We start from the raw sequence: 23,399 nt of genomic DNA, 5'->3' as shown, positions 1-23,399 counted from the left end.
TCCTCGAAGGACCGTTGTCAGATGAGCTTCTGGCCGACCAGGTACTCGGCGACCTTGGTGCCGCCGTCGCCCTCGTCCTCGACCTTCTCGCCGGCGGTGCGCGGCGGCTTCGGCGAGGCCTCGGTCACCGTGGACCAAGCGTTGGCGAGACCGACCTCGCCCGCGTCGACGCCCAGGTCGGCGATGGTGAACGTCTCGACCGGCTTCTTCTTCGCGGCCATGATGCCCTTGAAGGACGGGTAGCGCGGCTCGTTGATCTTCTCGCCGACGCTCACGATCGCGGGCAGGCTCGCCTCGAGGTGGGTCAGGCCGTCCTCGGTCTCGCGGATGGCCTTGATCGTCGAGCCGTCGACGGTCAGCTCGCGCACGTAGGTGACCTGCGGCAGGCCCAGCAGCTCAGCGAGGATCGCCGGGATGGCGCCACCGCGGCCGTCGGACGACTCGTTGCCGGCGATGACCAGGTCGAAGCCCTCGACCTTGCCGATCGCGGCGGCGAGCACCTTGGCGGTGGCGATCGCGTCGGAACCGTGCAGCGCCTCGTCGGAGACGTGGATGGCCTTGTCGGCGCCCATGGACAGCGCCTTGCGGATGGCGTCGGTCGCGCGGTCCGGGCCCACCGAGATCACGGTGACCTCGCCCTCGCCGGCTTCCTTGATCTTCAGCGCTTCTTCGACGGCCTTCTCGTTGATCTCGTCGAGCACGGCGTCGGCGGATTCGCGGTCAAGGGTGTGGTCGGACCCGTTGAGCTTCCGCTCCGAGTAGGTGTCCGGTACCTGCTTGACCAGGACGACGATGTTGGTCATGGGTCTGCTTCGACCTCCCGGTTCGTGGCCCGCGGTCGACCACGGGACAGTGCTCTACTGGCCGGTAGATTAGGGCCAATCGGCGCGCAGGACCCGTCGAGGTGACGCCATTCACCTGGATGAGCAATTTATTGGGACGATCGTCCCGGTAGTCAACCGGTTACCCCACCCGAACTGCCGTTCGTCCAATCGGACCAACCACGGCCTACTCGCAGTGGGTATCAGGCACTAATCTTCCCCACCATGCCTGCGCGCATCGCCGTCATCACCGACTCGAGCTCCTGCCTGCCCGACCTCGTCGCGTCCCGCTGGGCGATCGGGGTCGTCCAGATCCAGCTGAACATGGGTGGTCAGTTCGACGACGAAAACCGCTTCGACCGCGGCGAGGTCATCGACGCCATGAGAGCCGGGCAGACGATCACCACCGCGCCCCCGGATCCGGGGGCGTTCTTCTGGACCTACCAGGAGGCGGCCGCCGCCGGCGCGACCGCCATCGTCAGCATCCACATCTCCGGCCGCATGTCCGACACCGTCCGCGCGGCCCGGGAGGCCGCCCAGCAGGTCCGTATCCCGGTGCACGTCCTGGACAGCCGGACCACCGGTATGAGCCTCGGCTTCGCCGCCGTGTCCGCCGCCCGGGCCGCGGCGGCCGGCGCGGACGCCAGCCGGGTCATCGAAGCCGCCGAACGCCGGTGCACCACGAGCACCGAGTTCATCTACGTCGACACCCTCGAGTATCTCCGCCGCGGCGGCCGGATCGGCGCCGCGCAGGCCGTGCTCGGCACCGCGTTCTCGATCAAACCGCTGCTCACGGTCAAGGACGGCGAGGTCGCGCCGCTGGCCCGGATCCCCGGCACGCGGCGCGCGCTGGCCAAGATGGTGGACCTCGCGGTGAAGAAGTCCGGCGGGTTCCGCGCCGACATCGCCGTGACCCGGTTCGGCGCCAGCGACCACGAACTGGAGATCGGCAGGCAGATCGAACGCCGGGTGCCGGCGATGGTCGAGAGCATGGTCGTCGAAGCGAGCACGGTCATCGGCGCGCACCTCGGCCCCGGCGCGCTCGGCATCACGGTGTCGCCGGTGGGCTGACCCGCCGTGCCGGGACCAGCAGGATCACCAGCGGCAGCAGCACCCCGAGCCCGGTCGTCGCGACGATGAGCACCTGGTCGATCCGCTCGTAGTGCGCGACGTGGCCGAAGTGGTAGAGGAAGTGCGGGACGCCGAACAGCAGTGCCGAGACAGCCGCCAGCCTCGCCACGGCTGTGGTGCCGATCACGGCGGCCCCGATCAGCAGGGCCGCGAGCCCCAGGTTGAGCCCGCCGAAGTCGCGCAGGAAGTGCTCGTTGAACGGTCCGTCCATCGCCACCCAGCCGGTGCGGAAGCCGGGAAAGTCCCGGTAGAAGCCGGTTGGTGAGATCAACGGCCACAAGCCGACGGGGACTTCGATCAGGCCGAAGAGGACGAGCAGGACACGGGTGATGGTTCGTTGCATGACCACGGAACGAGACAGCGGGGCCCGACGTGACACCCGCTAGGGTCGCGGAGGTGACCACCCCAGCCACCCGGGCCGAGGCGCTGCACCTCACCGGCGAGCGGACCGTCCCCGGCATCGCCGAGGAGAACTACTGGTTCAAGCGCCACGAAGCCGCGTACGCCGCCCTGCTCCCCCACTGCGCGGACGCGACGGTCCTCGAAGCCGGCTGCGGCGAGGGCTACGGCGCGAGCCTCCTCGCGACCACGGCCCGCCGGGTGCTCGCGCTGGACTACGACGTCCCGACCACCGAGCACGTCGCCCGCCGCTACCCCGAGGTCGCCGTCGCGCGGGCGAACCTGGCGTTCCTGCCGCTGCGGGACGCCGCCGTCGACGTCGTGGCCAATTTCCAGGTCATCGAGCACCTGTGGGACCAGGCCGGGTTCCTCGCCGAGTGCCGTCGGGTGTTGTCGCCGAACGGCAAACTGCTGGTCACGACGCCGAACCGGCTGACCTTCACCCCGGACAGCGACACGCCGCTGAACCCGTTCCACACCCGCGAGCTGGCACCGTTCGAGCTGGCCGGGCTGCTCACCGACGCCGGCTTCGAGGTCGAATCGCTGCACGGGCTGCACCACGGCGAGGCCGTGCGCGCGCTCGACGAGCGCTACGGCGGATCGATCATCGACGCCCAGCTCGACGTGGTCATGGGCAAGCTGCCGGGGCAGGCCGAGTGGCCGGACGCCCTGCTCGCCGACGTCGCCGCGATCGAGGTCACCGGGTTCGACATCCACGGCGACGACCTCGACGCGAGCCTCGACCTGATCGCCGTGGCGGTGCGCCGATGAGCGAAGGCACCTTCTGCCTCGTCGTGCACAGCCACCTGCCGTGGCTGCCGCACCACGGGACCTGGCCGGTCGGCGAGGAATGGCTCTACCAGGCGTGGGCGCACTCCTACCTGCCGATGGTGGAGCTCCTGGAGCGCTTCGCCGACGAAGGCCGCCGCGACGTGCTGACACTGGGCGTGACGCCGGTGCTCGCCGCGCAGCTCGACGACCCGTACAGCATCCGCGCGTTCCACGACTGGCTCGGCCACTGGCAGCTGCGCGCCCAGCACGCGGCGACGCTGTGGCGCGGCGATCCGCTGCTGCGCGAGCTCGCCGCGGCCGAGCACCGGACCGCCGTCCGCGCGGCCGAAGAGCTCGGGACGCGGTGGCGGCACGGCTTCTCCCCTGTCCTGCGGTCCCTGGTCGACAATGCGACCATCGAGCTGCTCGGCGGGCCGCTGGCCCACCCGTTCCAGCCGCTCCTGGACCCGCGGGTGCGGGAATTCGCATTGAACGCCGGTCTCGCCGACACGGCGCTGCGGCTGGGGACGCGGCCCGAGGGGATTTGGGCGCCGGAGTGCGGCTACGCGCCTGGTATGGAAAACGACTACGCGGCCGCGGGCGTGCGGCGGTTCATGGTCGACGGCCCGTCACTGCGCGGCGAGACGTGGGCCGCGCGGCCGGTCGGCGGCACCGACGTCCTCGCGTTCGGCCGGGACCTCGAGGTCACCTACCGCGTCTGGTCGCCGAAGGCCGGCTACCCCGGCCACGCCGCCTACCGCGACTTCCACACCTGGCAGCACGAGGTCGGCCTCAAGGCGGCGCGGGTCACCGGCAAGACGGTCGAGCCGCAGGACAAGGCGCCGTACGACCCGGCGCTCGCCGCGGACGTGCTGGGAACGCACGTCAAGGACTTCGTCGAGACCGTCGTGACGCGGCTGCGGTCGCTGAAGCGCCAACACGGGCGAGAGGCGCTCGTGGTCGCCGCTTACGACACGGAGCTGTTCGGGCACTGGTGGCACGAAGGGCCGGCCTGGCTGGAAGGCGTGCTGCGCGCGCTCCCCGAGGCGGGCGTGCAGGTGACGACGCTGAAGGGCGCGATGGAAGCCGGCCACGTCGGCGAGCCGATCGACCTGCCCGCGTCGTCGTGGGGATCCGGCAAGGACTGGCGCGTCTGGGACGGCGAGCAGGTCAAGGACATGGTGGCCGCCAACGCGGCCCTGCAGGACCGGCTGCTCGACCTGGTCGGAGGGCTGGACCGGACGGCGCGGGACGTCGTCGCCGACCAAGCCGTCGCCGAAGCGATGCTGGCGCTGGAAAGCGACTGGGCGTTCATGGTCACCAAGGATTCGGCCGCGGACTACGCCCGTCGTCGCGCGGCGGTCCACACCGAGCGCTTCGACGCGCTGGCCGGGCTGCTGCGTCGCGGCGATCGCGCGCGGGCCGCGGAGCTCGCCGCCGCGTATCGCGCCGACGACGGACCGTTCGGGCACCTCGACGCCCGGGCGCTGAAGCACGACTGAAAGGGACTCACCGGATGGGAATCCACGAAATTCCGCTCAAGACCCTCGACGGGCGGGACAGCTCGCTGGGTGAATTCGCGGGCAAGGTGCTGCTCGTGGTCAACGTCGCGTCGAAGTGCGGCCTGACCCCGCAGTACTCCGGTCTCGAGCGGCTGCAGGAACGCTTCGGCGAGCAGGGCTTCTCCGTTGTCGGGTTCCCGTGCAACCAGTTCGCCGGGCAGGAGCCGGGCAGCGCGGAGGAAATCCAGACGTTCTGCTCGACGACCTACGGCGTCACCTTCCCGCTGTTCGAGAAGATCGACGTCAACGGCGAAGGCCGGCACCCGCTGTACGCCGAGCTGACCGAGACCGCGGACGCCGAGGGTGCGGCCGGCGACGTCCAGTGGAACTTCGAGAAGTTCCTGATCGGCGCCGACGGCGAGGTCCTGGCGCGGTTCCGGCCGCGCACCGAGCCAGAGGACGAGACGGTCGTCAAGGCCGTCGAGGCGGCACTGCCGGCGTGATACCACGGCGGGGGACGCCGATCCCCCGCCGTCGCCGAATTCACCGGATCGACTGAATCAGCGACCGTTCAGGTATCACGGAAACGCTCCCGGTCTCGCACCGAATAATTCTCCCGACGCCATTCCGGCGTCATCTCGGGCGAGAAAGCGATCACGGATGAGCCCACCTGGGACTCTGCCTGGATCTGTGGCGACCGGCTGTGGTCGAATTCAGGACGAGCCCGCGTCGATCACCGCTCGCACGCACTTCGCGACCACCGCCGAATCCACCTTGACCACGCGACGGTCGTAGGTCAGCAGGCCGTTGACCTCGTTTTCGACGTCCGTCGTCTGCGTGTAGACCGCCCCGGACAAGCCGCGCTCCGTCACGACGCGCTCGAGGGCAGCGCTCACCTCGGCGTAGCGCTCGGTGAGCCGCTCCGGCGTCGGCGTCATCTCGTAGGCGTTCGGCGGGCCCGGCCAGCGGTGGTCGTCCAGAACCAGACCAAGGCCGCCGTATTCGCCGTCGACGATCGCGCGGCCGTCGCTCACCGACGGCGCACCCGGGCCCACGTACGTGTGGTCGTCGTAGACGTCACCCGCGCCGCTGTCGGGCCGCGAGAAACAGCAGTTGACGCCGCTGTTCGCGATCACCAGCCGCGTCGGGTCGAGGGCCTTGACCAATTCCGCGACACGAGCCGTGTCGAACTCGCCCCAGCCCTCGTTGAACGGGACCCAGCCGGCGATCGACGGGACGGCTCGCAGCTGCGTCACCATCTCGACCAGTTCCGCCTCGAAGCGTTCACGCGCCCGCGGCACCGGGTCCGGCGCGATCCCGGGCGGGCCGTCGAACGACACCGTCAGCGACGGCATGTCCTGCCAGACGACCAAGCCCAGCGTGTCGGCCCAGAAGTACCAGCGGGCGGGCTCGACCTTGACGTGCTTGCGGACGAAGTTGAAGCCCAGCTCCTTCGTCTTTTCGAGGTCGAAACGCAGGGCGTCGTCGGTGGGCGCGGTCGAGATGCCGTCCGGCCAGTAGCCCTGGTCGAGCGGTCCGTGCAGAAAAGTGACACGGCCGTTGAGCGCGATCCTCGGACGCCCTTGCCGATCCGGGACCAGACCGATCGTCCGGAGGCCGGCGTAGCTGCCGACCTCGTCCGAAATCGAACCATGCCAGTCGAGCAGCTGGACGCGCACCGAGTAGAGGTGTGGGTCGTCGGGTGTCCAAAGGCGTGGCGATGGAACGTCCACGCGCACCGCAGCCCCGGCCGGACCCGACGCCCGCGCCACCTCGAGGTTGTTTGCCGAAATGACGACAACGACTTCGGCACCGCCGGTGACCTGCGGGAACACGCTCACGCCGGTCAGGTCCGGAGTCAGGTCCAGCCGTTCGATCCGGGTTTCGGGGGCTGGTTCCAGCCACACCGTTTGCCAGATTCCGGACGACGCCGTGTAGCAGATCCCGCCGGGTGCGTTGCGCTGCTTTCCGACCGGGAAGGGCTCGATGTCGGTGCGGTCCTCGGCGCGGACGGTCAGTTCCTGCGGTCCCGAGGCGCGCAGGACGTCGGTGATGTCCGCGCTGAACGCCGTGTAGCCGCCTTCGTGCGTCGCGACGAGCTGGTTGTTGACCCAGACCTTCGCCATTTGGTCGACCGCGCCGAAGTGCAGGAGGATCCGCGAGCCGCGCCAGTCGGCGGGGACGTCGAAGAGGCGCCGGTACCAGAGGACTTCGTCGCGTCGCTGGATTCCGGACAACGCCGATTCCGGCGGGAACGGGACCAGGATGCGCTCGGTGTAGCCGGACGGCCGTGGTTCATCCGGCGACGACGGCCAGCCCGCGTACTCCCAGACTCCGTTGAGATTGAGCCAGCGAGGTCGCTTGAACTGGGGTCGCGGGTACTCGGGCAGCACATTGTCCGGAGCGACGTCGCCGCTCCACGGGGTGGGCAGAGGCGGGTCGAGCCGGCGCCAGCCGGGGTCCTCGGGAGGAGTCATCCCGGTCGATGGTGGCAGACATCCCCTGACTCAACAGTGATCGAGATCACATGTGAACACCTCGCGAGCACGGGCGCGCCGGGCCTTCCGACTCGCGAGTAACCTCTGCCCATGCGAGTGCTGATGCTGTCCTGGGAGTACCCGCCCGTGGCCATCGGGGGCCTGGCCCGGCACGTCCACGCGCTCGCCACCCACCTCACCCGCCAGGGCCACGACGTCGTGGTGCTCTGCCGGCACGCCGCGGGCACCGACGCCGGGACGCACCCGCGCACCGACCGCGTCGTCGACGGCGTCCGGATCATCCGGGTCGCCGAGGACCCGATGCACGTGACCTTCGAACGGGACCTCGTCGCCTGGACGCTGGCCATGGGGCACGCCATGATCCGCGCCGCGCAGGACCTGCTGCGCACCTGGCAGCCCGACGTCGTCCACGCGCACGACTGGCTGGTCGCCCACCCGGCGATCGCGATCGCCGAGGCTGCGCGGGTGCCGCTGGTCGGCACGATCCACGCGACCGAGGCGGGGCGGCACTCCGGCTGGCTGTCGCACCCGCTGAACCAGCAGGTCCACTCGGTCGAGTGGTGGCTGGCCAACCGCGCCGACGCACTGATCACCTGCTCCCAGGCCATGCGCCGCGAGGTCGCGTACCTCTTCGAGGTCGAGGCGGCCGACGTCACGGTGATCCACAACGGCATCGAGGAGCGCGGCTGGCAGGTGCCCGCGGACGAGATCGCGCGCGCCCGCGAGGTCTACAGCCCGGCCGGTGCGCCGGTGCTGCTCTACTTCGGGCGGCTCGAGTGGGAGAAGGGCGTGCAGGACCTGCTGGCCGCGCTCCCCCGCATCCGGCGCCGTCACCCGGGCACCCGCGTGGTCGTTGCCGGAAAAGGACGACACTTCGACGAGCTGGTCGAACAGGCGCGGAAGCTGCGGGTGCGGCGCGCGGTCGACTTCGTCGGGCACCTCTCCGACCGCGACCTCCGTGCGGCGCTGGCCGCGGCCGACGCCGTGGTCCTGCCGAGCCGGTACGAGCCGTTCGGCATCGTCGCCCTCGAAGCCGCGGCTGCGAAGGCGCCGCTGGTCGCGTCGACCGCCGGCGGGCTCGGCGAGGTCGTGGTGCACGGCGAGACCGGGCTGGCCTTCAGCCCCGGGGACGTCGCCGCGCTGGCCGCCGCGGTGACGACGGTGCTCTCCGACGCCGAAGCCGCGGCCGAGCGGGCGCGGGCCGCGCAGTCCCGGCTGGCCGCGGACTTCGATTGGGGCCGCATCGCCGAGGCGACCGCCGAGGTCTACCGGCGGGCGAAGCCGGGCGAACCGGTCGAGCTGCCCCGGCCCAAGATCGCGACCGGCAACGCCTTCGAACCGGTGCCGGCCGAGATCCCGGAAGTTTAGGTAGCCGTCCGCTCAGAACCGGCAGGGCCGCACGCAGTTCGGACCGGCCGCGACGGCCGTGGTCGTGATTCCGTCCACGGCGAACGCGAGCGCAAACGCGGCGAAAAGGGTGACGACGGCAGCTCTGAACCTGCTGGTCATGGGGGACTCCTCGGGGACAGGAGGCGCGATCGGCGCCTCGCAGCGAGCATCCGCGCCGCCTCCCCGGGAAACAATAAGCGGAACAGCACGGGCCGGTACGTATTCGCCTTCCGTGATCGGTTCGCCCGGTTCACCGGGTTCCGGTCAGCAGCCGGACCCGGACGCGTTCCCGCAGCGGGCCGTGCGGATCGACCGCCGCCCGGATGCGCTCGGTGAACGCCGGCCTCGCGTCCGGGCCGGGCAGCTGCTCGGGGCTCATGGCCGAAAAAACGCCACCGGCTATTTCCTCGGCACTCAGCGGCGCGGAGTACTCGACGACCGTCAAGTCCACGGCGTACCCGGCGGCCGCGAGCGCCTTCGCGTACCGCTCCTGGCTCGCGTCATCCGTGCCGCAGGTCCGGTGCAGCGGGGTGCCGAGGTGCGCCGAGACGACCTCCCGCAGCGCGGCCGACCACGCCGTGTCCTGCAGCCACAGCGGTTCGCCGTTGGTCACCACCGCGACACCGCCGCCGGGACGCAGCAGCGGATGGACCGCCGCGAACAGCCGCTCGTGGTCCATCCAGTGCAACGCCTGCGCCACCGTCATCGCGACCAGGCGCCCCGGCCCGAGAACGGCCTTCAGCGCGCCGACGTCGGAGTCGGCGCCGAGCAGCCAGCCGACGTTCGGCTCCGCCGTCGCCTGGCGGGCCTGCGCCAGCATCGCCGGTTCCGGGTCCATGCCCAGCACCGCCCCGGCGCGAGGCGCCAGGGCCCGGGTGAGCTGGCCGGTGCCGCAGCCGAGGTCGAGGACGACGTCGTCGCGGGTCAGCGCGAACGCCGCGGCCAGCCGGTCCGCCACCTCGGCCGGGTAGCCGCGGCGGAACCGCTGGTAGTACTCGCTCACTTCGCCGCCGAACGCCGGTGCCGTCATGTCCCGAGCATGCCCACGGTCCGCAACGGCCGGACCGCTTTCCGCCGAGAGCGGACTCAGAAGACCGGCAGCAGCACGCCGTGCTCCGGCTCCGGCCGCGGACCGAAGATGCGGCGGTCGGCTTCGGCGATCGGGACGTCGTTGATGCTCGCTTCGCGCCGGCGCATCAGGCCTTCGTCGCTGAACTCCCAGAGCTCGTTGCCGTAGCTGCGGAACCACAGCCCCTCGGCGTTGCGGGATTCGTACTGGAACCGGACGCCGATGCGGTTGCCGCGAAAGCCCCACAGCTCCTTGCGCAGCGCGTAGTCCAGCTCGCGGGCCCATTTCTCGGTCAGGAACTCGACGATCTGCGTGCGCCCGACGACGTACCGGTCGCGATTGCGCCAGACCGAGTCCTCCGTGTATGCGAGCGAGACACGCTCGGGGTCGCGGGTGTTCCACGCGTCTTCGGCGGCCTGGACCTTCTGGCGGGCGGTGTCCTCGTCGAACGGCGGGAACGGCGGGCGCGGGGTCATGGAAGCTCCCTTCGAGACGCGGAGAACGTGCGTTCTCCGTTGCTGTCGCTAGAGTAGAGAACGATCATTCTCAGCGCCAGGGGCAGGTGACATGGATTCCACGGAGGCGACCGAGCGGCTGCTCGAGGCCGCCGAAGACCTCTTCTACGCGCACGGCGTCCAGGCGGTCGGGATGGATGCCGTCCGCGAACGCTCCGGCGTCTCGCTCAAACGGCTCTACCAGTGCTTCCCGGCGAAGAACGACCTGGTCGAGGCGTACTTGCTTCGCCGCGACGAACGCTGGCGCGGCTCGTTGCGCGATTTCGTCCACGCCCGCGGCGACGATCCCCTGGCCGTCTTCGGCTGGCTGAAGAACTGGTTCGCCGAGCCCGGCTTCCGCGGCTGCGCGTTCATCAACTCCTTCGGCGAGTTCGGCGAGCCCGCGCCGGGCATCGCCGCCGCGATCCGCAAGCACAAGGCCGAGGTCCGCGCCTACCTGCGCGGCCTCGTGCCCGACCGAAGCGTCGCCGATCAGCTGTTCTCGCTCGTCGAGGGCGCGACCGTCCTCGCCGCCATCACCGGGGACCCGCGCGAAGCGGATACGGCCCGCGAAGCCGCGAAAGTCCTGCTGAAAGCACTCGTGTGAGTGACGACTCTGCGTAACGACCCGTCGTCGGCCGCCGACTACCGGCGACCAGCCGCGATTACGCAGAGGAGCCGTCCCATGAAGATCTTTCTTGCAGCGGACGCGGAGCAAACGGTGCCCGACTGGCGCGTGCTCGGGCACGGGTTGATCGCCGGGATCATCGCGGCCGTCCTCGTGACCGCCGCAGCCGCACTGGTCGCGTTCGGGAGGAACGACGCCGACCTGCCCGGCGGCGCCCAGTGGAAGTTCACCGACAGCTGGGCCAGCAACCTCACGGCGCTGACGGCCGTCTTCGCCGCGCTGCTGGCGGCCTTCTCCGGCAAGCTCGACACGGCGATCGCGCCCGGAGCATCGGCGGCCTTCGCGGTCGCGTCGGCCCTTTACGTCGCTATCGCTGCCTGCGCCCCGATCGCGTACACCGTCGGGCAAAGCACAACGTCGGACAAGAGCGGGCCGGCGGGGCTCAAAGGGAGCCGGGCCGGTCTCGTCGGAGCCGCGTTCCTGACGCTGTGGTCGGTCTTTTCGTCGCTCGGTTCGGTCTTCTTCGTCCTGCAGTACGGCGGGATCGGCGTCATCCGGAATCACCGATGGCTCGCCACGATCCTGCTCGCGGCGATGGCCATGCTGGTCGCGGCCTATGCCGTCCGGACGATCCGGTGGCTGGTCACCATTCCGACCACCACCACCGCGCTTCCCGGCATCACCGGCTTCACCTGCTGTGAACCGCCGGCGAACCTCGTGACGCGACGGGTGTTCCTGCTCTGACCGAGAAATGAACCGGTCCGGTGACGGGGAGCCGCCGTCACCGGACCGGTCCGGACCCACACCATCCCAACAGTGTGGAATCCGGCCTCCCCTCGTCAGGTAGGGGAGGCCGGATGCTCGAAGCACCCGTTACCGAGCGCATCGAACAGAGCCCTGCTACCGGGCGTCTGTGAGGTACCGCGCGTAGGCACCCGTGGTGAGGAAGCTCGGCAGCTTCTCGCCCAGCGCGGTTTCGGTGAAGATCTCGCGAGCGTCGTCGAGGCGGTTGCCGTCGCCGAGGTCCGCTCGCACCGAGGCCAGTTCCTCGTCCAGGAACTCGACGGCCAGCTCGCGGGTCAGCGCCGTGCCGTCCTCGAGCTTCGTGCCGTTGCGGATCCACTGCCAGATCTGGCAGCGGGCGATCTCCGCGGTGGCCGCGTCCTCCATCAGGTTGTGGATCGCCGCCGCGCCGGTGCCGCACAGCCACGCGTCGACGTAGCGGAGGGCGACGTTGATGTTCGCGCGAACGCCCGCCTCGGTGACTTCGCCGCCGGCGCTGGCCACGTCGAGCAGGTCCTCGGCGGTGACGTGGACGTCCTCGCGCAGCTTGCCGAGCTGGTTGGGCCAGCCGCCGAGCACGCCGTCGAACACCTCGCGGCAGACCGGGACCAGGCCGGGGTGCGCGACCCACGAGCCGTCGAAACCGTCGCCGGCCTCGCGTTCCTTGTCGGCGCGGACCTTCTCGAGCGCGGTCGCGTTGATCTCCGGGTCCTTGCTCGGGATGAACGCGGCCATGCCGCCGATGGCGTGCGCGCCGCGCTTGTGGCAGGTCTGGACCAACAGCTCGGTGTAGGCCCGCATGAACGGGACGGTCATGGTCACCTGCGCGCGGTCCGGCAGCACGAAGTCGGCGCCGTGCGCGGCGAAGTTCTTGATCATGCTGAAGATGTAGTCCCAGCGGCCGGCGTTCAACCCCGCCGCGTGCTCGCGCAGCTCGTAGAGGATTTCGTCCATCTCGAACGCGGCGGTGATCGTCTCGATCAGCACCGTCGCGCGGATCGTGCCGCGCGGAATGCCGAGTTCGCGCTGGGCCAGCAGAAAGACGTCGTTCCACAGGCGCGCTTCGAGGTGGTTCTCCAGCTTCGGCAGGTAGAAGTACGGGCCGACGCCGCGGGCGAGCAGCTGGCGCGCGTTGTGGAAGAAGTACAGGCCGAAGTCGACCAGGCTCGCCGACACCGGGCGGCCGTCGATGCGGATGTGCTTCTCCACCAGGTGCCAGCCGCGGGGGCGCGCGACGATCGTCGCCGGGTCTTCGCTGATGGCGTAGTGCTTACCGGCCTCAGTGGTGAAGTCGATGTTGCGGCGGATGGCGTCGAAGAGGTTGAGCTGGCCGTCGATGACGTTGTGCCACGTCGGCGACGTCGCGTCCTCGAAGTCCGCCAGCCAGACCTTCGCGCCGGAGTTCAGCGCGTTGACCGTCATCTTGCGGTCGGTCGGGCCGGTGATCTCGACGCGGCGGTCCTCCAGGCCGGGCGCGGTCGGGGCGACGTGCCACGACTCGTCGTCGCGGATCCGCCGGGTCTCGGGCAGGAAGCCGAGCGGCTTCTCGCCGGACTGCAGTTCCTCGCGCCGCACGCGGCGGGCGTCGAGCAGCTCGCGCCGGCGGCCGGCGAAGGTGTTGTCCAGCTTGGCCAGGAAGTCGAGTGCCGCCGGGGTCAGGATCTCGGCGAACCGGCCCTCGACCGGCCCGGTGACCTCGATGCGGTAGTTCAGCCGATCAACCATGGGGTGCCTCCGCGAGCTGTGGGCAGGGAAGGAAAGAAAGGGGAAGGTCGCGGCCTGACGACGGTGGGGGTTGCCGTCGCCAGGCCGCGGCCGGGATCAGTGGAACTGGGCTTCTTCGGTGGAGCCCTTGAGCGCCGTGGTCGAGCTCTCCGGGTTCAGCGCCGTCGCGACGTTGTCGAAGTAGCCGGTGCCGACCTCGCGCTGGTGCTTGGTCGCGGTGTAGCCGCGGCTCTCCGAGGCGAACTCGCGCTCCTGCAGGTCGACGTAGGCGGTCATGCCCTCGCGGGCGTAGCCGTGCGCCAGGTCGAACATCGAGTAGTTCAGCGCGTGGAAGCCGGCCAGCGTGATGAACTGGAACTTGTAGCCCATGTGGCCGAGCTCGCGCTGGAACTTCGCGATCGTCGCGTCGTCCAGGTGCTTCTTCCAGTTGAACGACGGCGAGCAGTTGTAGGCCAGCATCTGGTCCGGGAACTTCGCCTTGATCGCCTCGGCGTACTTGCGCGCCACCTCGAGGTCCGGCTCGGACGTCTCCATCCAGAGCAGGTCGGCGTACTGGGCGTAGGCCAGGCCGCGCTCGATGCACGGCTCGATGCCGTTGCGGACCTCGTAGAAGCCCTCGGCGGTGCGGCCGCCGGTGAGGAACTGCTGGTCACGCTCGTCGACGTCGCTGGTCAGCAGGGTCGCGGCCTGCGCGTCGGTGCGGGCGACGACCAGCGACGGCACGTTCAGCACGTCCGCGGCGAGGCGAGCGGCGTTCAGCGTGCGCTCGTGCTGCTTGGTCGGGATCAGCACCTTGCCGCCGAGGTGGCCGCACTTCTTCTCGGACGCGAGCTGGTCTTCCCAGTGCACACCCGCGGCGCCGGCCGCAATCATGCCCTTCATCAGCTCGAACGCGTTGAGCGGGCCACCGAAGCCGGCCTCGGCGTCGGCGACGATCGGGGCGTACCAGTCGATGTCGGTGTTGCCCTCGGCCCAGTTGATCTGGTCCGCGCGGCCCAGCGCGTTGTTGATGCGGCGGACCACGGCCGGCACCGAGTTGGCCGGGTAGAGGCTCTGGTCCGGGTAGGTCTGGCCCGACAGGTTGGCGTCGGCCGCGACCTGCCAGCCGGACAGGTAGATGGCCTGGAGGCCTGCGCGGACCTGCTGGACGGCCTGGTTGCCGGTGAGGGCGCCGAGTGCGTGGACGTAGTCCTCGGTGTGCAGCAGGTCCCACAGCTTCTCCGCGCCGCGGCGGGCCAGGGTGTGCTCCTCGACGACGCTGCCGCGCAGCTTGATCACGTCTTCGGCCGAGTAGGAGCGCTGCACGCCCGCCCAGCGGGGGTCGTTCGCCCACTGCGCCGCCAGCTCCGCGGCCGCCTGCTTGGCCTGTTCCGTCATCGGATCTCCCGGTGTTGCGAAGGTTGCGATTGCTCGCCTTGCTTGGCCTGACCCTGACACGCCAGCGAAAACGAGGTCCAGTCCTCCAATTTGCCAATTTGTGCGAAGGGTACGTACGCTCTTTGCAAAGGTTGCGAATCAGCCGATTCGCAACTGATCGAAAATCCGCGTTCTTGACCGTTCACGTAACCGTTCAGGACCGGAAACCTTCCGGGAAGGAGGGCAAGAATGGAGAAGACTTTCGCCGGCGCGCGGCTGCGGCACCTCCGCGAAAGCCGCTCGATGAGCCAGGCCGACCTCGCTCGTGTGCTGGAGATCTCACCCAGCTACCTCAACCAGATCGAGCACAACTCGCGCCCGCTGACCGTGCCGGTGCTGCTGCGGATCACGCAGGCGTTCGGCGTCGACACGGAGTTCTTCGCCAACAACGACACGTCCCGGCTGGTCGCCGACGTCAAGGAAGCCCTGCTCGACGAGGTCCTCGGCATCGACGTCACGACCGGTGAGCTCAACGAGCTGGCCACGAACCTCCCGGCGATCGCGCAGGCACTGGTCAAGCTGCACCGCAGCTACCGCAGCGCCGTCGAAAGCACCGCCGCGCTGACCACCGAAAACGGCCTGGGCCTGCACGGCAGCGCTGCCGCACCGCTGCCGCACGAGGAGGTCCGCGACTTCTTCTACGAGCGCGAGAACTATGTCGCCGAACTGGACGAACGCGCCGAGAAGATGGCCGCCGACATCCCGTTGCAGCGCGGACAGGTCCTCAGTGCGCTGAAGGAACGCCTTTTCCAGCGCTACGGCGTCGAGGTGACCAGCGAGGGCATCGACGAAGCCGCCGGTCAGCAGCACCGCTACGAGCCGGTGACGCGGGTGCTGCGGCTGGCGCCGAGCCTGCGGGTCGGCCAGCAGGCGTTCCGGATGGCTTCGCAGATCGCGCTGCTCGAGTACGACGACCTGATCACCGAACTGGCCGACTCGTGGGCGTTCTCCGGCCCGGCCGCCCGGTCGCTCGCCCGCGTCGGCCTGGCGAACTACTTCGCCGGGGCGCTGATCCTCCCCTACGGTCCGTTCCTGGCCGCGGCCGAACGGTTCCGCTACGACATCGAGCGGCTGTGCGACCACTACGGCGTCGGCTTCGAGACGGCCTGCCACCGGCTGTCCACGCTGCAGCGGCCCAAGCAGCGCGGGGTGCCGTTCTCGTTCGTGCGGGTGGACCGGGCCGGCAACATGTCGAAGCGGCAGTCGGCGGCCGGGTTCCACTTCTCCCGGGTCGGCGGGGCCTGTCCGCTGTGGAACATCTACGAGGCGTTCACCCAGCCGGGCAAGATCCTCACCCAGATCGCGACGCTGCCCGACGGCAAGAGCTACTTCTGGATCGCGCGCACCGTGTCACGCAACATCGGCGGCTACGGCAGCCCCGGCAAGACGTTCACCGTGGGACTCGGCTGCGAACTGCGCCACGCCGGGCGGCTGGTCTACTCGACCGGCCTCGACCTGGACGAACCGGCCGCCGCGACGCCCATCGGGATGGGCTGCAAAGTCTGCGACCGGCCGGCCTGCTCGCAGCGCGCGTTCCCGACGATCGGCAAGCAGCTCACCGTCGACGAGAACACCAGCACCTTCGTCCCCTACCCGGCGGTGCCCAAGAGCTGATCAGCCGATCACGCGCGTGGTCCACTTCGACTCGTCCGGGCCGAGCAGCGTGATCCGGCTCAGCAGTTCCTTCGCGGTGACGCCGCCGATCTTCGGCTGGTTGAACGAGACGCAGGCCTTCAGCCCGTTCTTCGTCGTGCACTGCGGTTCGCCGAGACCGTCCGTCGGGCCGCCGGGGGGCGAGACGTTGATCGTCGCCAGTCCGCCCTCCGACGTGTACTGCAGCACCAGCCGCCACGGGACGCCGTCCTGGTCGGGGCGGCGCCGCAGGTAACCGTCGGTGAGGGAGGACTCCTTCGGCAGGCTCGTGATGTGGAGCGGGAGCGGGACCGGCCGGATCCCGAACGTGGCTTCGCCGGCGACCCGCGTCAGCACCTGCTGCAGATCCGGGCCGACGAGGTAGTACGCGTGCAGCTGGGCCCACCGGCCCTCCCGGGTCCGCCAGTGCAGGTAGCTGTCGCCGCGGTTCAGCGGGTCGTCCGGGGCGTTCGTGAGCCAGTAGCCGTCCTGGCCGCCGATCCGGACGGGGATCCGCGACGGCTGCCCGCCCAGGTTGTGCGGGATGGGCGGTTCCTGGTCGGAAATCGACAACGAGATCATCGGCGGCAGCTCGCCGCGGCCGATGGCCAGTGTGCCGTCGCCGTGGGCGCCGACCATGTACTCGATGTCCTTGATCTGCTCCGGCAGCCAGCCGAAGGTCGCCGTCGCCTCCATCGGGTTGGTGACGGGCACCGGGATGACGGGGGTGGGGGTGGGGGTGGGGGTGCCCACTCCGGACCCGGGCGGCGCGGCCGCCGGTGCGATCGCCGGCGGCGGGACCGGCCGGAACAGCGACACCGCCGTCACGCCGCCCGCCGTCACGGCCGCGGCACAGCCGAGGGCCAGCGCCGTGGTCCGTACGCGACGACGGCGTCCCCCGATCCGGCGCGCGCGGTCGAGGTCGATCCGGGGCGGCGGCGCGGGCGTCTCGGCCAGTTCCTTCAGCTTGGTGGCCAGCTCGTGGTCGGTCATGCTCGTCCCTCCCGGATCGGTTCGCGCAGCAACTCGCGAAGGGCGTCCACGGCCTTCGCGGTCTGGCTCTTGACGGTGCCTTCGGAACAGCCCAGCGCCTGCGCGGTCTCCGCGACCGGCAGGTCGCAGAAGTAGCGGAGGACGACGGTCGCGCGCTGCCGGGCTGGCAGCCGCTCCAGCGCCGCCCGCAGGTCCAGCGCCAGTTCCACGTCCGCGCCCGGTGCCGGCGGGTCGTGGTCTTTTTCGCGCAAATCCACTCGCCGCCACCACGACGTCCGCTGTTCGGCCAGGAACGTGTTGACCAGCGTGCGGCGCGCGTAGCCATCCAGGTTGTCGGCGCGGGAGGCCCGCGGCCAGTTCGCGTAGAGGCGGGTGATCGCCGACTGGACCAGGTCGTCGGCCCGGTGCCAGTCGCCGCAGAGCAAGTACGCGACCTTGCGCAGCCACCCCGCCCGCGAGGTCACGTACTCGGTGAATCCGGCGTCCATCGACGTCCCCCATCTCGTTCGACACCCCTTTGATGCGCCCGGAGGGCCGGACGGTTGCCCGGGACGCGCGAGTCGTAGATTCACCGGGGTGCACGACATCGACACGGTGACCGCGGCGACGATCGAAAAGGCCGCCGAGCGGCTGGCCGGGGTGGTGACCCGGACGCCGCTGGAGCCGAGCGCCCGGCTGTCGTCCCGGGTGGACGCGCAGGTCTGGGTGAAGCGCGAGGACCTGCAGACCGTCCGGTCGTACAAGATCCGCGGCGCCTACAACTTCATCGTCCAGCTCGACGAGGGCGTCCGCGCGCGAGGCGTCGTCTGCGCCAGCGCCGGCAACCACGCCCAGGGCGTCGCGTACGCGTGCCGTCGGCTCGGCGCCACCGGCCGCGTGTACGTCCCCGGGACGACGCCGCGGCAGAAGCGCGAACGCATCGCGACGCTCGGCGGCGCGCACATCGAGGTCGTCGTGGTCGGCGAAACGTACGAAGACGCCTTCGCCGCGGCCAACGAGGACGCCCAGCGCACGGGCGCGACGTTGGTGCCCGCGTTCGACGACGTCCGCACCGTCGCAGGCCAGGGCACGGTCGCGTGCGAGGTGATCGAGCAGCTCGGCTTCGTGCCCGACGTCGTGGTCGTGCCGGTCGGCGGCGGCGGGCTGCTCGCGGGGGTCGGCAGCTGGTTGCGGGAGCGGCACCCGGACGTCCGGATCGTCGGCGTCGAACCCGCGGGCGCGGCCTGCATGGCCGCGGCTCTGGAGGCCGGGCACCCGGTGCGGCTACCCGCACTCGACTCGTTCGTCGACGGCGCCGCCGTGCGCGAAGCCGGCGCGGTCACCTATCCCCTGATCCGCGAGAGCGGCGCCGAACTGACCGCGGTCGCCGAGGGCGCGGTGTGCACCGAGATGCTGGCGATGTACCAGTCCGACGGGATCATCGCCGAGCCCGCGGGCGCGCTCGCGGCGGCTTCGCTCGGCACGGTCGTCGAGGTCGAGCCCGGCCAGACCGTCGTCTGCCTGGTCTCCGGCGGCAACAACGACGTGAGCCGCTACAGCGAGATCCTCGAACGCTCGCTGATGCACGAAGGGCTGAAGCACTACTTCCTCGTCGGCTTCCCGCAGGAGCCCGGCGCGCTGCGGCGGTTCCTCGAGCAGGTCCTCGGCCCCGAAGACGACATCACGCGCTTCGAGTACGTCAAGCGCACCAACCGCGAGATGGGCCCGGCGCTGGTCGGCATCGAAATCGCCCGGTCGGCCGACCTGCCCGGGCTGCTGGCGCGGATGGACGCGAGCCCGTTGCAGGTGGAGCGGATCGAGCCGGGCAGCCCCCTGTTCCACTTCCTGCTCTGAGCGCGTGGTCCACTAGGCGGATGGTGAAGGTCGACGGTGTCCGCAGTGTCGAGGCGTTGCGCGAAAAAGTCCACGAGGGTGCGGAGCCCGAGTACCTGCTGTTCTACGGGCACACGCCCTCGAAGTCCGGGCGGGTGACGGCGAGCTGCCTGAGCCAGTGGTGGGCCGACCCGTTCGAGGCAGGCGGCGTCGTCTACCCGACCGCCGAGCACTACATGATGGCCGGCAAGGCCGAGCTGTTCGGCGACCACGAGAAGGCCGAGCTGATCCGGACCACGCCCGACCCGAAGGCGGCGAAGGTGCTCGGCCGCGAGGTCGCCGGGTTCGACGCCGCCACCTGGGAGCGGCACCGGTTCGACATCGTCGTCGACGGCAACCTGGCCAAGTTCCGCGCCCACCGCGACCTGCGCCGGTTCCTGCTGGGGACCGGGGACGCCGTGCTCGTCGAGGCGTCCAAGAAGGACCTCGTCTGGGGCAGCGGCCTCGCGCGCGAGGAGAAGAACGCGACCAAGCCGGACTACTGGCGCGGGCTGAACCTGCTCGGCTTCGCGCTGATGGAGGTCCGCGAGCAGCTGCGGGCCCGCATCTGACTCACGGCCGGCTCATGGCGCCGGCGCACGACGCCGACGTTGTCTTGCCCGTGTCGAAGAAAGTGACCACGGTCGCTTCCCGGCCATCCGGCGGTGATCGTCGACTGGCCGGCCGATCCCCACCACGCCCGCCCCCGGCAGCCTGTGGCCGATTCTCGACCACTCGGGAAATCGCAGGTCAGGAGCGTCGCGGCTGCAGGCGGAGCCGAGCCGGTCAGCCGCCCGGGCAGTCGTTCCCGCCGCCGCTGCGTTCGACGCAGTGGCGGGGACCGGGCGGAGGCGGCGGGCGGTGCCGGAGTTCGTCCGCCCAGTTCAGCGCCGCGACCGCCGCGGCCAGTGCGAGGCAGCTCCCGAAGAACCACGTCCACCCGCGGCGCCGCGTCGTCGCCGAAACGACCACGCCCACCAGCGGCAGGCCGGCGCCGAGCCAGGCCGCCCAGGTCAGGTAGCCGTCGCCCCCGTGCGCGCTCGTGCCGAACACCGGCAGGTTCGCCAACGCGCCTTGCAGGACCAGGAACGGGACGACAACCAGCCACCCCACCGCCGCCAAGGCGAGCAACGCGGACACGGCGACTTCGCGGAACTCCCCCATGCGACCCCACTATGGCCGGAAAACGACCACGCGTCCTGAGTAGTCCTACTGCTCGCCGAGGGTCTTCTGCAGGGCCTTGTTCGCCTTGCGGGCCATGTCCGCGACGGCCTCGCGACGGGCGGCGTCGGCCGCGTAGTCGTCTTCGCGGTTGCGGACCACTCGCGCCGGTGCGCCGACCGCGATCGAGTAGTCCGGAATGTCACCACGGACCACCGCGTGCGCGCCGAGCACGCAGCCGCGGCCGATGCGGGTGCCCTTCAGCACGCTGACCTTGGTGCCGAGCCAGGTGTCCGGGCCGATCCGCACCGGGGACTTCACGATGCCCTGGTCTTTGATCGGCACATGGATGTCCGAAATGACGTGATCGAAGTCACAGATGTAGACCCAGTCAGCGACCAGTGTGGCCGCGCCGAGCTCGATGTCGAGGTAGCAGTTGAGCACGTTCTGGCGGCCGAACACGGACTTGTCGCCGATGCGCAGCGAACCCTCGTGGCAGCGGATGGCGTTGCCGTCGCCGATGTGGACCCAGCGGCCGATCTCCAGCCGTCCGTAACCGGGACGGCAGTGGATCTCGACGTCCTTTCCGAGGAAGAGCATCCCCCGCAGGATGATGTGCGGGTTGGCGAGCCGGAACTTGAGCAGCCGGTAGTACCGGACCAGGTACCAGGGCGTGTACGCGCGGTTGCGCAGTACCCAGCGCAGCGAGTCGGCCGTCAGGAACTTCGCCTGCCGCGGGTCGCGGCGGGCGCGGCGCCAGGCCCGCACCCGCGATAGCGCGGGCGCACCCCACATCGACGTCATGCCCGTGACCGTAACCTGTGTGCGGGACGGGTTCGCAGGCAAGGGGAGCGGGATGGGCACGAAGCTGATCATCGACACCGACCCGGGCGTCGACGACGCGCTGGCGATCGCGCTGGCGGCGCTGTCCCCGGACGTCGACCTGCTGGGTGTGACGTCGGTTTTCGGCAACGTCCCCCTCGACCGCACGACGTCGAACGCGCGCCGGCTGCTGGAGCTCTTCGGCCGGACCGACGTGCCGGTGGCCGCGGGGGCGGCGCGGCCGCTGGTCCACTCCAAGCCGCGTGACGCGAAAGAGGTCCACGGCGGCGACGGCCTGTCGGGCCACTCCTACACCCTGCCCGAGGCGAGCCGTCCGCTGGAAGAGCGCGACGCCGTCCAGCTGATGCTCGATCTGCTGGACACCGCCGGCGAACCGGTGACCATCGCCCCGATCGGGCCCCTGACGAACATCGCCGCGCTGCTCGCGGCCCACCCGGGCGCGGCGGCGAAGATCGCGCGGCTGGTGGTCATGGGTGGCGGCGTGACGTTCGGCAACAGCACGACCGCCGCCGAATTCAACATCTGGAGCGACCCCGAAGCGGCCCGGCGGGTGCTGGTCGAAGAGGACGTCCCGGTGGTGCTGGTGCCGCTGGACCTCACGCACCGCTGCGCCGTCGACGGCGAGTGGCTGGCGAAGCTCGCGTCGTCGGGGCCCGTCGGCGCCACCCTCGAAGGGCTGACGTCGACCTACCGGCAGCACTACACGCGTGTCTTCGGCGAAGACCGGATGGTCATGCACGACGCCGTCGCGGTCGCCGAGGCGATTTCGCCGGGCATCCTGCGCACCGAGACCTACCGGGTCGACGTCGACTGCGGCCTCGGCCCGGCGCGCGGCCAGACCCTGGTCGACCGGCGGCGGCTCGGCGAGGACGACCCGCAGTTCACTCCCGGCCGCCCGATCGAGATCGCGCTGGACACCGACCTCGACGGCCTGCGCGGCTTCGTCCTCGACCGGCTCACCGGAGCGGCCCGGTGAGCGAGGAGCCCGAAGTCGTCCCGGCCGAAACGCCCGCACCCCGCCGCCGGAAGCCCGTGGTCGTGATCGCGGCGGTGGTCGTCGTCGCGGGCGCCCTGGTGGCCGGCATCCTGTTCGCACCGAAACAGCAGGAGACCACGAACGCCGCCGCGACGGCGACACCGGCGTCCTCGTCGCCGAAGCCGTCCGAGCCGCCGACGACCACGCCGCCGCAGACGTCGATGCCGCCGAAGGTGCCCGAAGCGAGCGAGTTCGACGCCTGGGCGTCCAAGACCAGCCAGTGGCTCGACGTCCCGCTGCGCGCGATGGTCGGCTACGCGAAGGCGACGACGAAACTGGGCAAGGACGTCCCCGGCTGCCACCTTTCCTGGGTCACGCTGGCCGCGGTCGGAAAAGTGACCACGGACCACGGCCGGTCGCGGGGCGGGCAGTTCGGCACCACCGGCGTCCTGGACAAGCCGCTCGGGACGATCGAGGTACGCGACTTCTACAACAAGGTCGTCTCGACGGCGAACGCCGCCGGGCCGATGCAGCTCTCCCCGGCGATCTGGGGCAAGTACCAGGCGAGCACGTCCGGCGGGAAACCCGATGTCCAAAACATCGACGACGCCGCCTTGACCACCGGCCGCGCGCTGTGCGCCGACGGCCGCGACCTGTCCCAGGGCCAGGCGTGGTGGGACTCGGTCGGCACGCTGCAGCCGGCGCCGCTGTTCCTGCACCGGACGCTGGCCACGGTCAACGTCTACGGCACGGTCGGCCAGGGCTCGGCGGCGCCGAACCCGGCGGTGCTGAGCGCGGTGAACTTCGCGATCGACAAGATCGGCCTCCCGTACATCTGGGGCGGCAACGGCACCGGCGGCAACGATCCGGGCTTCGACTGCTCGGGCCTGACGACGGCGGCGTACGGCAGCGCGGGGATCAAGCTGATGCGCACGGCCGACACGCAGTTCCGCAGCGTGCCGCACGTGACCGACCCGCAGCTGGGCGACCTGATCTTCTACGGCGAGCCGGCGACGAAGATCCACCACGTCGGGCTCTACATCGGCAACCAGCAGATGATCGACGCGCCCCAGACCGGCCAGGCGGTCCAGGTCCACTCGTACCGCCGGGCCGGCGACGACTACGCGGGAGCGGGCCGCCCGACAGCCTGAACCCGGCTGTGGTCGCGCAGGCGACCAAATGGAGTGGACACGCCGTGACCTGGGCTTGTAGCTTGCCGGGGACCGTGACACCGCCCGAGGAGGTGAGACCCATGAACGCTGGATCGACGTGGGTGCTCCCCCTTCAGTCACGGCCGGGCGACTGACGTAGGTGTCG

At 70.4% G+C, this 23,399-nt stretch carries 24 protein-coding genes; 12 read left to right on the top strand and 12 right to left on the bottom strand.

Features of this window, described 5'->3' with window-relative positions; translation table 11 throughout:
* Positions 1 to 17: 17 nt before the first annotated feature.
* Positions 18 to 803, bottom strand: coding sequence for an electron transfer flavoprotein subunit beta/FixA family protein (locus tag ACLJQE_RS25585; protein ID WP_410641891.1), 786 nt, complete (start codon positions 801 to 803; stop codon positions 18 to 20).
* Positions 804 to 1,046: 243 nt separating this feature from the next.
* On the opposite strand from ACLJQE_RS25585, the gene ACLJQE_RS25580 reads away from it, so the two are divergent.
* Complete coding sequence (locus ACLJQE_RS25580) at positions 1,047 to 1,892, top strand: DegV family protein (protein ID WP_410641890.1); 846 nt, start codon at positions 1,047 to 1,049, stop codon at positions 1,890 to 1,892.
* Here the strand turns inward: ACLJQE_RS25580 and ACLJQE_RS25575 are convergent.
* Complete coding sequence (locus ACLJQE_RS25575) at positions 1,870 to 2,295, bottom strand: hypothetical protein (protein WP_410641889.1); 426 nt, start codon at positions 2,293 to 2,295, stop codon at positions 1,870 to 1,872. The genes ACLJQE_RS25580 and ACLJQE_RS25575 overlap by 23 nt on opposite strands.
* Before the next feature lie 53 nt (positions 2,296 to 2,348).
* Here ACLJQE_RS25575 and ACLJQE_RS25570 point away from each other — a divergent pair, with 53 nt between their 5' ends.
* The 3 genes from ACLJQE_RS25570 to ACLJQE_RS25560 are packed head-to-tail and all read left to right on the top strand — an operon-like array spanning position 2,349 to position 5,127.
* Entirely contained in the window at positions 2,349 to 3,122 is a 774-nt protein-coding gene (locus ACLJQE_RS25570) for a methyltransferase domain-containing protein (RefSeq protein ID WP_410641888.1), read from the top strand.
* Positions 3,119 to 4,624, top strand: a complete 1,506-nt coding sequence (locus tag ACLJQE_RS25565; RefSeq protein ID WP_410641887.1) for a 1,4-alpha-glucan branching protein domain-containing protein — start codon at positions 3,119 to 3,121, stop codon at positions 4,622 to 4,624. The genes ACLJQE_RS25570 and ACLJQE_RS25565 overlap by 4 nt, the downstream gene beginning before the upstream one ends.
* Positions 4,625 to 4,638: 14 nt before the next feature.
* Entirely contained in the window at positions 4,639 to 5,127 is a 489-nt protein-coding gene (locus ACLJQE_RS25560) for a glutathione peroxidase (protein WP_410641886.1), read from the top strand.
* Between the two features lie 210 nt (positions 5,128 to 5,337).
* Here ACLJQE_RS25560 and ACLJQE_RS25555 read toward each other — a convergent pair whose 3' ends face one another.
* Positions 5,338 to 7,101, bottom strand: a complete 1,764-nt coding sequence (locus ACLJQE_RS25555; protein ID WP_410641885.1) for a glycoside hydrolase family 2 protein — start codon at positions 7,099 to 7,101, stop codon at positions 5,338 to 5,340.
* Positions 7,102 to 7,212: 111 nt separating this feature from the next.
* Between ACLJQE_RS25555 and ACLJQE_RS25550 the strand changes: the two genes are divergently transcribed.
* Positions 7,213 to 8,490, top strand: coding sequence for a glycosyltransferase family 4 protein (locus tag ACLJQE_RS25550; RefSeq protein WP_410641884.1), 1,278 nt, complete (start codon positions 7,213 to 7,215; stop codon positions 8,488 to 8,490).
* Between the two features lie 12 nt (positions 8,491 to 8,502).
* Here ACLJQE_RS25550 and ACLJQE_RS25545 read toward each other — a convergent pair whose 3' ends face one another.
* The 3 genes from ACLJQE_RS25545 to ACLJQE_RS25535 form a co-directional block, all read right to left on the bottom strand.
* Positions 8,503 to 8,631: a hypothetical protein gene (locus tag ACLJQE_RS25545; protein ID WP_410641883.1), complete on the bottom strand. Its 129-nt coding sequence runs from the start codon at positions 8,629 to 8,631 to the stop codon at positions 8,503 to 8,505.
* 130 nt (positions 8,632 to 8,761) lie between these two features.
* Positions 8,762 to 9,541: a class I SAM-dependent methyltransferase gene (locus tag ACLJQE_RS25540; protein ID WP_410641882.1), complete on the bottom strand. Its 780-nt coding sequence runs from the start codon at positions 9,539 to 9,541 to the stop codon at positions 8,762 to 8,764.
* A gap of 56 nt (positions 9,542 to 9,597) precedes the next feature.
* Positions 9,598 to 10,056, bottom strand: a complete 459-nt coding sequence (locus ACLJQE_RS25535) for a nuclear transport factor 2 family protein (protein ID WP_410641881.1) — start codon at positions 10,054 to 10,056, stop codon at positions 9,598 to 9,600.
* A 91-nt stretch (positions 10,057 to 10,147) separates the two neighbouring features.
* Here ACLJQE_RS25535 and ACLJQE_RS25530 point away from each other — a divergent pair, with 91 nt between their 5' ends.
* Entirely contained in the window at positions 10,148 to 10,681 is a 534-nt protein-coding gene (locus ACLJQE_RS25530) for a TetR/AcrR family transcriptional regulator (RefSeq protein WP_410641880.1), read from the top strand.
* 78 nt (positions 10,682 to 10,759) lie between these two features.
* Positions 10,760 to 11,446 carry a hypothetical protein gene (locus ACLJQE_RS25525; protein ID WP_410641879.1) on the top strand — a complete coding sequence of 229 codons (687 nt, stop codon included), beginning with the start codon at positions 10,760 to 10,762 and terminating at the stop codon, positions 11,444 to 11,446.
* 156 nt (positions 11,447 to 11,602) lie between these two features.
* Here the strand turns inward: ACLJQE_RS25525 and aceB are convergent, their stop codons facing one another.
* Together aceB and aceA are read right to left on the bottom strand one after the other, a co-directional pair.
* Complete coding sequence (gene aceB, locus ACLJQE_RS25520) at positions 11,603 to 13,210, bottom strand: malate synthase A (RefSeq protein ID WP_410641878.1); 1,608 nt, start codon at positions 13,208 to 13,210, stop codon at positions 11,603 to 11,605.
* A 96-nt stretch (positions 13,211 to 13,306) separates the two neighbouring features.
* Positions 13,307 to 14,587 (bottom strand): isocitrate lyase, encoded by a 1,281-nt coding sequence (gene aceA / locus ACLJQE_RS25515; RefSeq protein ID WP_410641877.1) that lies wholly within the window; start codon positions 14,585 to 14,587, stop codon positions 13,307 to 13,309.
* 228 nt (positions 14,588 to 14,815) lie between these two features.
* On the opposite strand from aceA, the gene ACLJQE_RS25510 reads away from it, so the two are divergent.
* A complete protein-coding gene (locus ACLJQE_RS25510; RefSeq protein WP_410641876.1) occupies positions 14,816 to 16,240 on the top strand; it encodes a short-chain fatty acyl-CoA regulator family protein in 1,425 nt (474 codons plus the stop codon).
* Here ACLJQE_RS25510 and ACLJQE_RS25505 read toward each other — a convergent pair whose 3' ends face one another.
* Both ACLJQE_RS25505 and ACLJQE_RS25500 read right to left on the bottom strand, forming a co-directional pair.
* The gene (locus ACLJQE_RS25505) at positions 16,241 to 17,251 is read right to left on the bottom strand and encodes a hypothetical protein (RefSeq protein WP_410641875.1); all 1,011 of its coding nucleotides are present in this window, start codon (positions 17,249 to 17,251) and stop codon (positions 16,241 to 16,243) included.
* Entirely contained in the window at positions 17,248 to 17,739 is a 492-nt protein-coding gene (locus tag ACLJQE_RS25500; RefSeq protein WP_410641874.1) for a SigE family RNA polymerase sigma factor, read from the bottom strand. The genes ACLJQE_RS25505 and ACLJQE_RS25500 overlap by 4 nt, the downstream gene beginning before the upstream one ends.
* 88 nt (positions 17,740 to 17,827) lie before the next feature.
* On the opposite strand from ACLJQE_RS25500, the gene ilvA reads away from it, so the two are divergent.
* Together ilvA and ACLJQE_RS25490 are read left to right on the top strand one after the other, a co-directional pair.
* The gene (gene ilvA / locus ACLJQE_RS25495) at positions 17,828 to 19,084 is read left to right on the top strand and encodes a threonine ammonia-lyase IlvA (RefSeq protein ID WP_410641873.1); all 1,257 of its coding nucleotides are present in this window, start codon (positions 17,828 to 17,830) and stop codon (positions 19,082 to 19,084) included.
* A gap of 20 nt (positions 19,085 to 19,104) precedes the next feature.
* Entirely contained in the window at positions 19,105 to 19,674 is a 570-nt protein-coding gene (locus tag ACLJQE_RS25490; RefSeq protein WP_410641872.1) for an NADAR family protein, read from the top strand.
* Positions 19,675 to 19,888: 214 nt separating this feature from the next.
* Here ACLJQE_RS25490 and ACLJQE_RS25485 read toward each other — a convergent pair whose 3' ends face one another.
* Together ACLJQE_RS25485 and ACLJQE_RS25480 are read right to left on the bottom strand one after the other, a co-directional pair.
* Positions 19,889 to 20,266, bottom strand: coding sequence for a hypothetical protein (locus ACLJQE_RS25485; protein ID WP_410641871.1), 378 nt, complete (start codon positions 20,264 to 20,266; stop codon positions 19,889 to 19,891).
* A gap of 45 nt (positions 20,267 to 20,311) precedes the next feature.
* On the bottom strand, positions 20,312 to 21,067 hold the full coding sequence (locus ACLJQE_RS25480) for an acyltransferase (RefSeq protein WP_410641870.1): 756 nt from the start codon (positions 21,065 to 21,067) through the stop codon (positions 20,312 to 20,314).
* A gap of 52 nt (positions 21,068 to 21,119) precedes the next feature.
* Here ACLJQE_RS25480 and ACLJQE_RS25475 point away from each other — a divergent pair, with 52 nt between their 5' ends.
* Both ACLJQE_RS25475 and ACLJQE_RS25470 read left to right on the top strand, forming a co-directional pair.
* Positions 21,120 to 22,082, top strand: coding sequence for a nucleoside hydrolase (locus tag ACLJQE_RS25475; protein ID WP_410641869.1), 963 nt, complete (start codon positions 21,120 to 21,122; stop codon positions 22,080 to 22,082).
* Between the two features lie 56 nt (positions 22,083 to 22,138).
* Positions 22,139 to 23,233, top strand: a complete 1,095-nt coding sequence (locus ACLJQE_RS25470) for an NlpC/P60 family protein (RefSeq protein WP_410642120.1) — start codon at positions 22,139 to 22,141, stop codon at positions 23,231 to 23,233.
* Positions 23,234 to 23,399: the final 166 nt, after the last annotated feature.

Origin of the sequence: Amycolatopsis sp. lyj-346, from assembly GCF_046548975.1 — a bacterium.
Taxonomy (GTDB): Bacteria; Actinomycetota; Actinomycetes; order Mycobacteriales; family Pseudonocardiaceae; genus Amycolatopsis.
The sequence above is the reverse complement of the archived record's forward strand: the minus strand, read 5'-3'. Positions and strand labels throughout refer to the sequence as shown.